Raw genomic sequence first — 13,321 nt, forward strand, 5'->3', positions numbered from 1 at the left:
ACTCACCCGTACATTACGAATTGACGGCAACCGGCGCGCGGCCGTTGCCATCAGAGTTAACTGGCTGGGACGAAGCAAGCGGCGTGCCAATGCCCGCAGATGCCTGCTGCACAAAGGTCTCGTGCCAAACCTGCGTCGACAGCACACCGACAAAAGCCAGGTTGTCCCTGAAGCCTGTCGATGCAAATCGCGTGCACTTATTGACCAGCCGATCAACGAGCGCGCCGTCGAAATACCCCGCATCCGCAATGCTGGAGCGGCTCATACGCGTCAGCATCTCTGCTCCCGCCGCGGTGCCGACGAACGCGCGACTTTCCGGTGCGCGATAGGGCTGCTTGGGACGCCGCGCGATATCCGCCGGCAGAAGATCAGCAACGCTTTCACGCAGGATGTGCTTTTCACGCAGTCCCTTCAGCTTCAGGCGCGGCGGGATGCGCGCTGCAAATTCCATCAGGCGATGATCGAGGAACGGAAAGCGTCCTTCAACCGCGTTCGCCATAGCGACCCGATCGCCCTGCGATGACAGAATGTAGCCCGGCAACAGGTACGCACTTTCCAGATACTGCGCTTGTGAAAGCGGATGCCAGCGCTGGAATTCAGCCGGCAACCGCTCGCGCAGATCATCCAACGCGTCGTAGTCGCCAAGTTCATCCCGCAGCTCCGCCGAGAAAAACGCCTTCGCGCCCTGGCTGGAGCGGAAGCGCGGCAGATGCGAATAGAGCGGATCGCTGATGCTGTCCTGATGGTTGCCGAAAAACGCTTCCAGATAGCGCTGCGACTGCGCATTCATGCGCGGCATATAAGGATAAAGGCGACGCAGAAGCAGCGGCCGCAAACGCGATCCCGGCTGCGCGGCACAGAAGCGGCGCACCTTGGCTTCCTTGAACACATCATAACCGGCGAACACTTCGTCAGCGCCCTCGCCCGTCATCACAACCTTGATGCCGTTTTCGTGCACCAGTCGCGACAGCATGTACATCGGCGCCGGCGCTGTACGCATCAGCGGGCGCTCGGTATGCCGGATGACATCGCCCATCACCGCCGCGATATCGTTTTCCTGGCACACCGTCACCGCGTGGTTGAGATCGAGCGCCGCAACCATCTCCTGCTGAAAGGCGCTCTCGTCGAACTCTGCGTTGGCAAACGCAACCGAGAACGAACGCAACGTGTCGGGGGTGAATGTACGTATCGCAGCGGTGGTGATCGATGAATCCAGCCCGCCGCTGAGATACGCGCCGACCGGAACGTCAGCCCGCAACCGAATACGCACCGCGTCCAGCAGCAGCGCGCGCACTTCTTCCGTCAGGCGCGCTTCTTCCTTTGCTGATACCGGTCGGTCGTCCGCCGCATCGGGATAGTCGAAGCGCCAGTATTGATGCGTCCGCGCACCATCGTGATTGACGATCATCACGTGGCCCGGCGGCAGCTCGCTGATATTCTTGAATGGTGTGCGCGGCGCGAGCGGAAACCAGAACGTAAACATCTGATCGAGTGCGATCGGATCAAGCTCAGCTCTGACGCCAGGCAGCGTCAACAGCGCCTTGACCTCGGACGCGAATGCGATGCCGCCGGCGCTTTCCGTATAGTAAAGCGGCCGTACACCAGCGCGATCGCGCGCCAGCACCATGCGTTGGCGTTTGCTATCCCAGATGGCGAATGCAAAGTCGCCGTTGAACATCTCGACACAGTCAGGCCCGCGCTCTTCATACAGATGCACGATCACTTCGGTGTCGGACGTTGTTTTGAAAACGTGCCCGCGCGCGATCAAGCCCTCGCGCAGTTCGACGTAGTTGAAAATTTCACCGTTGAACGAAACCCAAACCGTGCCGTCTTCGTTGCTCATCGGCTGACGGCCACCGTCGACATCGACGATGCTGAGACGCGCATGGGCCAGCCCGGCATCGCCGTCGACATAAACGCCATCGCCGTCCGGCCCGCGATGGGCGAGCGTGCGGATCATGCGCTGCAGCTGACCGCGCTTGCGGTCAGGCGCAATCGGCAAACGATAAAAGCCGGCAATGCCGCACATCGTTACTCTCCCAGACGCCTGAAGCGTTACGCGAACTCGCCGCCGACCAAACGAGTCCAGGACTCACCCGCGAGCCCCGTCAGCAGCGCCGGTCCACTACGTACCTCCCGCAGCAATTCCTTGTCGCGGGCATGCACCAATGTCGATGCGCCGTGGAACAACACACAGCGACGTGCAACCAGCGCATCGAGCAGGACGTCGTCCGCACGGCCACGGATGGCGACGCATCCCAGCTCCTGCGCACGGCGGAACAGCGCATCAAGCGCGGTGCCGACGTGTTCGGGCAATGCCAACACCTGCAGAACGCGCGCGATCTGACCGCGGCGCGCATAAAACAGGTAGCAACCGACCGGCTTGCCGCTGCGGTCGAGAACGATACGACGCTGCAACACGCCATAGCGTTCTTTTGCTTCCGCATGGGTCAACAGCATTGACAGCGAAGGGGTGTGCCAGTCGGGATAGAGCGTATAGGTGCGGCTCAGCTCCGGGATCAGGCTTTCAATGTCCGCCGCCGTTGCTTCGACATCGTGCACGCCATCCTGCGCGGCGGGCAATGCAAGCGGATTACGATCCAGCCGCTGCAGCAGCATATCGAAACCCGATGCAAACGGCCGCATGAGCCCAGCCGGTCGGAACACATGCTGTGCCGCCGCAACCGCGGTTCCCGCAGGGCGCACAACGCGCAACCAGTCGAGGCTGCCGGCAGACAACTGCGAGCCACCCACCTTCTGCCACATGCGCTGCGAGATGCCGTTGGCGGTTTCGCTGAATGAAAGATCCTGCGGACCGGATAGAAAACTGCGCAACAGACGTGCGCCAGCGGTTGGGTGCAACTCTGGCTGATCGACCATCATCGACCCAGCCACCGCTGCGCTGATGGGGCGTCCGTTGAGTTGCATCTGTCGCGACCAGATGCCTATGAAGCCGCGAACCTCGCCGGTGTTATCGGTGAACACGCGCGAACGTGGTTCTTCACCGGCACCCACGCCCGTGAAAACCACATCTTCGAAATAGCGCCGCAGCTCTGTGCTGCCGCTGCCTTTGCCGTCACGGAACGAACGCGCAAACAGCCCCGCCAGTGCGTCGACATCGTCGCGACGGCACGGTCGGATCGCTTCCTGTTTGCCTGATGTGTAACTCACTTAACTACCTCTGCACGCGGACTGCGACAGCAGTTCCACGCCTAGCCCTGCATAGCCCGGACCAACCGTCGGTCAGCGCGACACAGACAAAGCGGCCCCTCTCGAAGGACCGGACGGTGCGCCCAGAGTGTTGATAATTTGAATACGTCCGTTAACCGCTTCCATCGGACGAATTGACATCAATGTGGTCGCAACAAACTGATTTACATTGATAATTCTGGATTTAGTCAGCGACTGGACTAATTGAGACCAAACGGCCCGTTTGGCTCAAATGGAACGGATTGTGAAAGCACCGTTAGGGAATCGTAAATTCGACCGGCGGTTTTCCGCAGGAACATTTCCCAACTGCGGCAGCAACGCCGCAGGCCCTTCAGCCGGGACGCGGCATTATATCGTGGCGCGATAATATGCGGGCGCCCACGCCAAGTTCGCGGCCGCCCGTCATCCACTCAACGCTGTTTCAAAATTGAATTGGGCGTCCCGGTCAGGGATTGTTCCAGGCGCCCTGTGTCGGCCGCTCCTCGGCGAGGTAATAGCGGTTAACCCAGCCCTTCAGGCGGCCGTATTGCACCGGACACCAAAGGTTACGGCATGCGCCGACGATGCGGACGCCGCGTCCATCCGGGCCGATGGCGCCAATGCGCGGATGATATTCGGATGGCCCCGTGCGCACGTTCAGGCGATCGCCAATCTGGACGTTGGATACGCGGAACGATGCCAGACGGCGGTTGCTGGCCTGCCGCGTATCTGTAGCCGGCTGCTGCCTGCGCACTTCTGGTGCGGCGGCTGGTTCAGATTCCGTATCAGCGATGTCGTCATAGGGTCTTGTGACATTAGCCGCCGACGCCACCCTTTGCCGGGCGGCGTTCTGCTGTGCAGCCTCAGAGTTGAGGATCTGCGGCATCTCCGGCGATCCTTCAACGGCATCTGATGCACTTGCTTCGGCGCCCAGGCCGAGGCGATAGGGCTCGGGCTCCTTCGGTGTCAAAGCCGACTTCAGCCATTCGCCCAGCGCGGCGGTGGTGAAGCGCGGCGGGACTGCCAGATCGACAGGTTCATATCCATTGCGCGCAGCCGGAACATCAGTCGATGCGACGACAGTCTCTTCCTGGTTGTTCGCATCGCCAGCGGCAATCGTCGTCGGAGCAGGCTGCTTGGGTTCAGGCTGCGGTGCCGGTGCGGCAGCGGTCTGCTGCGGCGGTGCAATCGGCTGCTTTTCCGCCACCTGAGCGACGGGACGTGCCGGGGCTTGCTTTGGCTTGGCCGTCACGGCGGCAACCACGGGCTTGGCTTCGGTGATCGTAGCCGTGCCGCTTTCGCCGCTGGCTTCCGACCAGTGCACGCGATTGCCTTCACGGCGCAGAGCCATGCAGCGGGGCTTGGCGTCGAACCAGCGGAACCACTTCATGCAAAGCTTGTCGCCTTCGGTCCACCAGCGGCCGCGATCCTTGGTGGCACCGAGCGTCAGCCCCAGTGCGCCCGCTTCAGCGGACATCAGGCCGTTCGTGCCGACCTTGACCGGAATGGTCATGCGCAAAGGCGTGTCAATTTCCAGCAGCGCGCCGGGCATGGCTCGCTTGATCTCTTCGCCGGACATGCGCACCGGAGCAGCCATCGCGGCGCTCACACCTGCCAGCAAACCGACAACAGTAACCAAACGCAACATCACTACCCCTACCCGCTCCGCCCGGAGCCCCTTCATGGTCTCAGAAAGTGGCGAGAACCCGGTTGCAAGCACCGGATTTTTCGCCCCAGACCAGACGCTTGCGCCCCACTATGGCCGCTTTTTCAAATCGCGTGCCGAAGTGCGCATTGTTGCCGATGCAAGGGCACCGGATACATCAAACGCCTGCCAGTCGCGCCGCCGGGAGGCAGCCACGGACCACCAAACAGAATCGCTCCGAAGGCTTAAGAAGTGGTGGCAATCTGCCCGGCGGCATCGGGTTGCTGGAGCATTTCGAGGCAACGCTACGCCGAACTGACGGCCAGCCGGACCGGGCGGAGGATTTCAGAGCCTGCCGACGCCCCGCACAGAACAGGTTGCTAAGTGCCGCGCGGCTTGGCGCGCGCCGTCGGCAACGCCGATGCCGGATCGTCGGGCCAGGGGTGGCGCGGGTAACGCCCTTTCATCTCCGCCTTCACCGCCGCCCACGAACCACGCCAGAAGCCCGGCAGGTCGCGCGTGATCTGAATGGGCCGGTGCGCGGGCGAAAGGAGATGCAGCGTCAACGGCAGCTTGCCGTTGGCCAGCGCCGGGTGTTGCTTCAACCCGAACAGCTCCTGCACCCGGATATGCAGCGCCGGTCCACCCGCAGCGCCATAGTCGATGGCATGGCGGTTGCCGGTGGGCGCCTCGAAATGCGTCGGCGCTTCGTCGTCAATCCGGCGCCGCACGTTCCACGGCAGCAACGCATCGAGCGCCGAGCCGAGATCATCAGCGCCGATATCCGCCAGCCGCGACTTGCCATTGAGAAACGGCGCCAGCCAATCCGCCACGCGCGCGGCCAGCGTATCGGTGCTCAGATCGGGCCAGCTGTCATCGCCGGTTGAACGCAGAAACGCCAACCGCTCGCGCAGTTGCTGCTGCGGCTTGCTCCACGGCAGGCGCTCGATGCCGTATCTGCCAAGCGCCTCGGCAAAAGCGCGGGCTGTGTCCGCTCCGTGTTCAATCGCACGCGGTTCGCTGGCCAGCACGATCGCATCGAGACGACGCACATGGCGCGCGCGCAATGCCGACGACGCCGGATCAAAATCGACTTCCACAGCCTCATGCACACGCCCTTCAGCCGACGCCAGAACGTCCGCTTCATTCGCGCCGGCGCAAAGCAGAATACGTGTCGCAGCGGCGGCACCGGAAAGCTCGGCCGCCACGATGAAGCCGGAACGCGCCAGCGGATGCAGCGCGTCCATCACCGCGCCTCTGCCGTTGGCGAGCAGAAACTGCCCTCGTGCCCCGCGCGCCTTGCCCAGTCGGTCCGGATACGCCAGCGCCAGCAGCCGCGCGGTTGACAGGTTCTCGGTTGAATTTTCGCCGCCCTGCGCACCGCTGCGCTTTTCCGCCGCGCGCGCCCAACCCGCCGCAAGCTTGCGCATGTCGGTTGCGCGCCGTCCACGATCGCGGCGAAAGTTCTCCAGCCGGATGTCGAGATCGACGTCGTTACCGCCAAGGCCGCGCTCAACCATAACGGCAGCGATGTCGGCCGCGTCCTGCGCACAGTCCTGCTCCGCCGCAGCAATGATCATCCGCGCCAGTCGTGGCGGCAGCGGCAGCGATCGCAATGCGCGCCCGCCCGGCGTTATCCGCCCTTCGCCATCAAGCGCGGCCAACGCCTGCAACTCTTCACGCGCGGCATCGATTGCCGCTTGCGAAGGTGTGTCCAGCCATCGCAGCGCGCGCGGATCGTTTGCACCCCACTCGGCGCAATCCAGCAGCAGTGAAGCCAGATCCGCCGAACGAATTTCGGGCTCCGCAAATGCGGGCAGGCTCTGCGTTTGAGCCTCATCCCACAGGCGATAGCAGACGCCCGGTTCGGTGCGCCCAGCACGCCCGCGCCGCTGATCCGCCGACGCGCGTGATGTGCGCACGGTTTCAAGCCGCGTCACGCCAACGTCAGGTTCAAAGCGCGGCACGCGCGCCAATCCGCTGTCGATAACGATGCGCACGCCCTCAATGGTGATCGACGTTTCCGCAATCGACGTCGCCAGCACCACCTTGCGCGTTCCGTCAGCGGCCGGTTCCAGCGCCAGATCCTGCGCCCGCACGTCCATCGCACCATAGAGCGGCGCAAGTATCACCGACGCGTCGGTGATGCGTTCGCGCAAACGCTCCTCAACGCGGCGGATCTCGCCCTGCCCCGGCAGAAAAGCCAGTATCGATCCGCGCTCCTCGCGCAATGCGCGCAACACCGCATCAGTCATGCGATCTTCCATGCGCACATTGGCATCGCGCCCGACATAGCGCGTCTCGACGGGATAGGCGCGGCCCTCGCTGACGATTGCCGGCGCATCGCCCAGCATCTGCGCCACGCGGCCGCCATCCAGAGTTGCCGACATCGGCACTATGCGCAGATCCTCGCGCAGCGCGCTCTGACAATCGAGCGCCAGCGCTAAGCCCAGATCGGCATCCAGCGAGCGTTCGTGAAACTCGTCGAACAGCACCGCGCCAACGCCATGCAATTCCGGATCATCGAGAATCATGCGCGTGAAGATGCCTTCGGTGACAACCTCTATGCGCGTCTGCGCGCTAACCTTTGTCATCAGACGCGTGCGCAGGCCAACGCGCTGCCCCACGGCTTCACCCAACGTGTGCGCCATGCGTTCGGCGGCGCCGCGCGCGGCAATGCGGCGTGGCTCCAGCACGAGAATTTTGCGCCCCGCAAGCCAGGCTTCGTCCATCAGCGCCAGCGGCACGCGCGTGGTCTTGCCCGCACCCGGCGGCGCAATCAGCACGGCAGCGTTGCGCGCCACCAGCGCAGCGCGCAATTCTCCTAAAACCGTATCGATGGGCAGGGCTGCAGCGAATTCCATGGCGCTGTATCGGAGAATGACAGGCCGGGCGCAACTGCCTATGAGTCACGATTCTCTGGCCTGTGGGGCTCAACCTCCCCCTATAAATGCCACTATTGAGCGAAAAGTCGCTTGCCGGCGCCGCAATCCACATACCATTTGCGCGCACTTGACCACCCTGCCCCAAGCATTGCATGAGGCCCGTTCCCAAGGAGCGCAGCATGGACAAAATCAACAAACGCATCGCCGCCGAGCTGAACGTGGGCGCCAATCAGGTGCTGGCCGCAGTGGAGCTGCTGAATGAGGGCGCCACCGTCCCGTTCATCGCGCGTTACCGCAAGGAAAAGACCGGCGGCCTCGACGACACGCAGCTCCGCAAGCTGGAAGAACGGCTGGGCTATCTGCGCGAACTGGAAGACCGGCGCGGCACGGTGCTGAAAACCATCGAAGGCCTTGGCAAGCTCACACCGGAACTCGCGCGCCAGATCGACGGCGTCAGCACCAAGATCGAGCTTGAAGATCTTTATGCGCCTTACAAGCCCAAGCGGCGCACCCGTGCGCAGATTGCGCGCGAAGCCGGCCTTGAACCGCTGAGCGACGCGCTGCTGGCAAACCCGAATCTCGATCCGGTTGCCGAAGCGGCCAAGTACATCAACGCCGAAGGTGGCTTTGCCGATGCCGACACCGCGCTGGAAGGCGCGCGGCACATTCTCATCGAACGCATTGCGGAAAAGCCGGAAGTTGTCGGCACCCTGCGCGAATGGATGTGGGGCGAAGGCGAGTTGAAGTCCGCCGTGCGCAAGGGCAAATCTGGCGAGGGCGAGAAGTTCGCCGACTACTTCGCGTTCGGACAGCGCATTCAGGATATGCCATCCCACCGCGCGCTTGCCATGCTGCGCGGCGCAAATGAAGGCGTGCTCGATCTGGAACTCGACATCGCGCACGAGAAGGACAAGCCGCATCCGGCGGAAGGGCGCATCAAGAGCACGTTCGGCATCGCCGAGCGCGGCCGCCCCGCCGATGCCTGGCTGGGCGAAACGGTGCGCCGCGCGTGGAACGATAAACTTTCCGTATCGCTGCAGTCGGGCCTGCTTTCGCGCCTGAAAGAGCGCGCCGACGCCGAAGCGATCACGGTGTTCTCGCGCAACCTGAAGGATCTTCTGCTGGCCGCGCCTGCTGGCCCGCGCACGACGATGGGGCTCGATCCGGGCATCCGCACCGGCGTCAAGGTTGCCGTGGTCGATGCCACCGGCAAGCTGCTCGACACCACTACAATCTATCCGCACGAGCCGCGCCGCGACTGGCAGGGTTCGCTCGCAGCGCTGGCCATGCTGTGCAAGAAGCACCGCGTTGAAATCATCAGCGTCGGCAACGGCACCGGCAGCCGCGAGACGGATAAACTGGTTGCCGAACTGATCGGCAAGATGCCGGACCTGAAGATCATCAAGGCGATCGTGTCGGAAGCGGGCGCGTCGGTCTATTCAGCCTCGGAACTGGCGGCCAACGAATTTCCCGATCTCGACGTCAGCCTGCGCGGCGCCGTTTCCATCGCGCGCCGACTGCAGGATCCGCTGGCGGAGCTAGTCAAGATCGAGCCCAAGGCCATCGGCGTCGGCCAGTATCAGCACGACGTCGATCAATCCGGCCTCGCGCGCTCGCTCGATGCAGTTGTTGAGGACTGCGTGAACTCGGTCGGCGTTGACGTGAACACCGCATCGGCGCCGTTGCTGGCGCGCGTGTCCGGTCTCAACCGCACGCTGGCTTCCAACATTGTTGCCTTCCGCGACGAGAACGGCGCGTTCAAAACTCGCACGGCGCTGAAGAAGGTGCCGCGTCTTGGCGCCAAGGCGTTCGAACAGGCGGCCGGCTTCCTGCGCATCATGGACGGCAAGAACCCGCTCGATGCTTCTGCGGTGCACCCCGAAGCCTACATCGTGGTCGAGAAAATCGCCGACGTAACCAAGCGGCCGCTGAAGACGATGATCGGCGATCGTGCGTTTCTGAAGTCTGTCCGACCGGCCGATTTCGCCGATGACGCGTTCGGCATTCCCACCATCACCGACATTCTGGCCGAGCTTGAAAAGCCCGGTCGCGACCCGCGCCCTGAGTTCAAGACCGCCACGTTCCAGGATGGCGTCGAAACCATCGGCGACCTGGAACCCGGCATGCAGCTTGAAGGTGTCGTCACTAACGTCGCCGCGTTCGGCGCGTTCGTCGATATCGGCGTCCATCAGGACGGACTGGTGCACGTCTCCGAACTGGCCGACCGTTTTGTGAAAGATCCGCACGAAGTGGTGAAGGCTGGCGACGTGGTGAAGGTGCGCGTGAAGGAAGTCGATGTCGCCCGCAAGCGTATCGCGCTGACGATGCGTTCCGGTGCCGTTGACCGTTCCGCATCCGGCCGAAATGACCGGCAGGCTTCTCCGCCATAGTCCCAGCGCGGCAGTGGCGCGCCGATCCCGCGCCAGTCATCGCCATCGCAGTCAGGTGGTGAAAGTGCGCTGGCCGCCGCGCTCAAGCGCGCGCAGGAAAAGGGCCAGCACTAAACTCCTTTGACGCTTCGGGCGCTGTCAGTCCGAAGCGTCAATCCGCCGGTTTCAGCAATGCGAGTTGCATACATCGCACTACGATGCTGCCAACAATGTCGCCATCAGACACGCGACGCCCATGACGGCAGGCGGACAGGCGGGGGCGAAGCCCTACCCGCCCCGCGCTCCATGAAGCAAAGCAGAAGTTGCCGTAGCTGCCTGCTATGACGTCGGCTGATCCGACTCGGGCAAAGGCTCCGGCCGTTCAGCCTCCTCCGGCAGACCGGGCGGCACCGGCACACTAGGATCACCGATAGCCCAGTCGCGGCGCAAAGCAGCGCTGACGAGCAGCATCAGCGTAACCGGCGTCGTTATGGTGACGAAGATGGCAATCAGCACCTCGTGCACCACCAGTCGCTGCTTCACCACGGAAAAATAAAGCATCGACGCCAGCAGCACACAGCCAATACCCAGCGTGGTTCCCAACGTCGGCGGATGCACGCGCGAATAGAAGTTGTTCAGCCGCACCAGGCCGATGGTTCCGATCAGCGTCAATGCTGCGCCCAGCAGCACAAGAATGGACGTAACGATCGCCACCCAGGCGGGCAGAGTGGGAGAAACCTCCATCATTCGATTGGCTCCCCGCGCATAAGGAACTTGGCGAGCGCGGCCGTGGCGACAAAGCCCACCAGCGCAATCACCAGCACCGCTTCAAAATAGAAGATGTCCGACGTCTCGATGCCGAACGTGAGAATGAGGATCATGCCGCACACGTAAAACGCATCGAGCGCCAGCACGCGATCCTGCGCCCGCGGCCCCTTCAGCATGCGATACGCCGCGCACGCCATGGCCAGCACGATCATCATTTCGGCAGTCGCGACCGACCAAATCAGAATCGAATGCGCCATCATTCGAAGATCTCCTTCAGCAGTCGCTCGTATCGGTTCTTGATGAGATCCGTCCACTCGTCCTCATCGACGAGATCCAGCACGTGCAGCAACAGCTCGCCCTTGGCGCTGTCGAAATTTACCCACACCGTTCCGGGCGTGGAAGTCACCACGCACGCCAGAATCGCAAGCGCATATTCGTTGCGAATATCCAGTTTGACGGTCAGGAAGCCCGACTTCGCCACCCGCCCCGGCGTCAGCACAATGCGCGACACCGCAATGTTGGAACGGATGATGTCGTACAGCACGATAAACGCGAACTGTACCAGCAGGTGCAGGTTGCGCACCCGGCCGGAGGGAATCTGCAGCGACGAAGTTGCAAGACCGCCAGCAACGCCAATGATCGAGCCGAGGATCAGATGGCCGGGCGAAAGCGACTGGTTTAGCAGCAGCCACATGATCAGCAAAAACACCGACAGCAGCGGATAAGGCAGCACCCGACGGGTTATTGCGCTCATGGGCTCACCTCCTGCGTAGTAGTGGGCGCTGTGGCAGGCTGGCCGTCAATCACCGGTTGCTCGGGCCGTTTGCGAGGCTTATCCAGCACACCGCGCACATAACCTTCCGGCGCGTGGATGCTCTTTGCCGTCGCGTCCATGAAGCGCGCCACCGGCCCCGCCTGCACCGTCAGCGTCGCACACAGCAGCAGCAGAGCAACGATCGGCACCACTTCCAGAAAGCGCACCTTTGGCACCGTGCTTTCCATCGGCACCCAGAACACGCGTACGCCGGCGCGCGCCATCGCCACCATGACTGCGAAGCCGGACATGAGCAGCACAGCCATCAGCGTCCAGCTCAATGCCCCGAGCGTCGGCGTCGTGCCGTTGACCTCATGGGCACCGACCGCCACGCCATCGGGCAGAAACATTGCGTGCAGCATAAGGAACTTGGCAACGAAGCCGGTCAGCGGCGGCAGTCCGGCCAGCAGCAGCGCGCACGCGGCAAAGCCGATACCGAGAATGGCCATCGTCGCGGGAATGGCGATGCCAACCGGATCGGCAGCGTCCGGTTCCTCCTCGTCTTCCTCGCTCAGCGCTTCCATGGTGACGACGAGCACGTCAGCGCCCGGAATACGTCCACGCTCAATGAGATCGATCAGCAGGAAGAACGCACTGACAGCCAGCGTCGAACTGATGAGATAGAACAGCGCGCCGGCCGTTACGCCCGAACTGCCCGCAGCAATTGCCGCCAGCAGTGTGCCGGACGAAATGATCACGTTGTACGCGGCCATGCGCGGCAGATCCTGCGACGCCAGCAGGCCGATGACGCCGAACGCCACCGTCAGGATGCCGCCCACAAGCAGCCAGTTGCCGCCAAAGAACGCCGAAGCGCCCGCATCCACGCCGAACACCATCGGCCACAGGCGTAGGATCACATAGATGCCGACCTTCGTCATGATCGAGAAAATGGCTGCGACCGGTGGCACCGCCAGCGCATACGCCGATGGCAGCCAGAAGCACAGCGGCCACATGCCCGCCTTCACCAGGAACGCGACGCCGAGAATGGCGGCGCCCGCCTCCATCAGCATGCGCTCATCATCCGGCAGGATCGGCACCCGCGCCGCCAGATCGGCCATGTTCAGCGTGCCCGCAGCGCCATAAATGAGGCTGGCGCCGATCAGGAACAGCGACGATGCAGCAAGGTTGACTGCGATGTAATGCAGACCCGCCTTCACGCGCGGCGCGCCCGATCCATGCAGCACCAGGCCGTAGGACGCCGCCAGCATAACCTCAAAGAACACGAACAGATTGAACAGATCGCCGGTGAGGAAGGCGCCGTTCAGGCCCATCAGCAGCAGCTGCACCAAGGCATGGAAGAACATGCCGGCGCTGTGCCAGCGGGCAATTGAATAGAGCTGCCCCGCCAACACCACCGTACTGGCCAGCACCAGCATCAGCGAAGAAAGCCGATCGACCACCAGCACGATGCCGTAGGGCGCGGCCCAGTTGCCGACCAGATAAACGCTGATCGCCGCCGGCTCGCCTGCTGGCGCGCTATCGGCGAACAGCAGCAGCGACACCGCAATGCCGAGCGTCATCATCGTGGAGATGACACCAAGCACGGCCTTGATGGTTCTGCGCCGTTCCCCCAGCGCAACCATGATCGCCGCCGTTGCGAGCGGCAGCAGGATCGGCGCGATCGCGAGATGATTGATATTCAGCGTCACGG

Annotated in this window: 9 protein-coding genes; 1 reads left to right on the forward strand and 8 read right to left on the reverse strand. The window is 63.1% G+C overall.

What is annotated here, in order from left to right; translation table 11 throughout:
* Nucleotides 1-13: 13 nt before the first annotated feature.
* The 4 genes from asnB to hrpB form a co-directional block, all read right to left on the reverse strand.
* Complete coding sequence (asnB, locus tag C6Y62_RS10950) at nucleotides 14-2,029, reverse strand: asparagine synthase (glutamine-hydrolyzing) (protein WP_173953934.1); 2,016 nt, start codon at nucleotides 2,027-2,029, stop codon at nucleotides 14-16.
* A gap of 26 nt (nucleotides 2,030-2,055) precedes the next feature.
* On the reverse strand, nucleotides 2,056-3,171 hold the full coding sequence (locus tag C6Y62_RS10955) for a hypothetical protein (RefSeq protein ID WP_173953935.1): 1,116 nt from the start codon (nucleotides 3,169-3,171) through the stop codon (nucleotides 2,056-2,058).
* A 484-nt stretch (nucleotides 3,172-3,655) separates the two neighbouring features.
* Entirely contained in the window at nucleotides 3,656-4,837 is a 1,182-nt protein-coding gene (locus C6Y62_RS10960) for an SH3 domain-containing protein (RefSeq protein WP_173953936.1), read from the reverse strand.
* A 377-nt stretch (nucleotides 4,838-5,214) separates the two neighbouring features.
* Nucleotides 5,215-7,698 carry an ATP-dependent helicase HrpB gene (gene hrpB, locus C6Y62_RS10965; RefSeq protein ID WP_173953937.1) on the reverse strand — a complete coding sequence of 828 codons (2,484 nt, stop codon included), beginning with the start codon at nucleotides 7,696-7,698 and terminating at the stop codon, nucleotides 5,215-5,217.
* Nucleotides 7,699-7,898: 200 nt separating this feature from the next.
* Here hrpB and C6Y62_RS10970 point away from each other — a divergent pair, with 200 nt between their 5' ends.
* Entirely contained in the window at nucleotides 7,899-10,109 is a 2,211-nt protein-coding gene (locus C6Y62_RS10970; RefSeq protein ID WP_173953938.1) for a Tex family protein, read from the forward strand.
* Nucleotides 10,110-10,427: 318 nt separating this feature from the next.
* Here C6Y62_RS10970 and mnhG read toward each other — a convergent pair whose 3' ends face one another.
* From mnhG to C6Y62_RS10990, 4 genes are read right to left on the reverse strand one after another with little or no spacing between them, the layout of a single operon-like run.
* Nucleotides 10,428-10,835, reverse strand: coding sequence for a monovalent cation/H(+) antiporter subunit G (gene mnhG / locus C6Y62_RS10975; protein ID WP_420844154.1), 408 nt, complete (start codon nucleotides 10,833-10,835; stop codon nucleotides 10,428-10,430).
* Nucleotides 10,832-11,113, reverse strand: a complete 282-nt coding sequence (locus C6Y62_RS10980) for a K+/H+ antiporter subunit F (protein ID WP_173954027.1) — start codon at nucleotides 11,111-11,113, stop codon at nucleotides 10,832-10,834. Before C6Y62_RS10980 ends, mnhG begins: the two co-directional genes overlap by 4 nt.
* Entirely contained in the window at nucleotides 11,113-11,610 is a 498-nt protein-coding gene (locus C6Y62_RS10985; RefSeq protein WP_173953939.1) for a Na+/H+ antiporter subunit E, read from the reverse strand. Before C6Y62_RS10985 ends, C6Y62_RS10980 begins: the two co-directional genes overlap by 1 nt.
* The gene (locus C6Y62_RS10990) at nucleotides 11,607-13,319 is read right to left on the reverse strand and encodes a monovalent cation/H+ antiporter subunit D (RefSeq protein ID WP_173953940.1); all 1,713 of its coding nucleotides are present in this window, start codon (nucleotides 13,317-13,319) and stop codon (nucleotides 11,607-11,609) included. The genes C6Y62_RS10985 and C6Y62_RS10990 overlap by 4 nt, the downstream gene beginning before the upstream one ends.
* Between the last annotated feature and the right edge of the window lie 2 nt (nucleotides 13,320-13,321).

Source organism: Hyphomicrobium sulfonivorans, from assembly GCF_013306565.1.
Classification (GTDB): Bacteria; Pseudomonadota; Alphaproteobacteria; order Rhizobiales; family Hyphomicrobiaceae; genus Hyphomicrobium_A; species Hyphomicrobium_A sulfonivorans.

Bases quoted from the DNA above. Each gene is read 5' to 3' on its own strand.
- hrpB (WP_173953937.1), bottom strand. From the start codon at position 7,698: ATGGAATTCGCTGCAGCCCTGCCCATCGATACGGTTTTAGGAGAATTG.
- C6Y62_RS10980 (WP_173954027.1), bottom strand. From the start codon at position 11,113: ATGGCGCATTCGATTCTGATTTGGTCGGTCGCGACTGCCGAAATGATG.
- mnhG (WP_420844154.1), bottom strand. From the start codon at position 10,835: ATGATGGAGGTTTCTCCCACTCTGCCCGCCTGGGTGGCGATCGTTACG.
- C6Y62_RS10960 (WP_173953936.1), bottom strand. From the start codon at position 4,837: ATGTTGCGTTTGGTTACTGTTGTCGGTTTGCTGGCAGGTGTGAGCGCC.
- C6Y62_RS10985 (WP_173953939.1), bottom strand. From the start codon at position 11,610: ATGAGCGCAATAACCCGTCGGGTGCTGCCTTATCCGCTGCTGTCGGTG.
- asnB (WP_173953934.1), bottom strand. From the start codon at position 2,029: ATGTGCGGCATTGCCGGCTTTTATCGTTTGCCGATTGCGCCTGACCGC.
- C6Y62_RS10970 (WP_173953938.1), top strand. From the start codon at position 7,899: ATGGACAAAATCAACAAACGCATCGCCGCCGAGCTGAACGTGGGCGCC.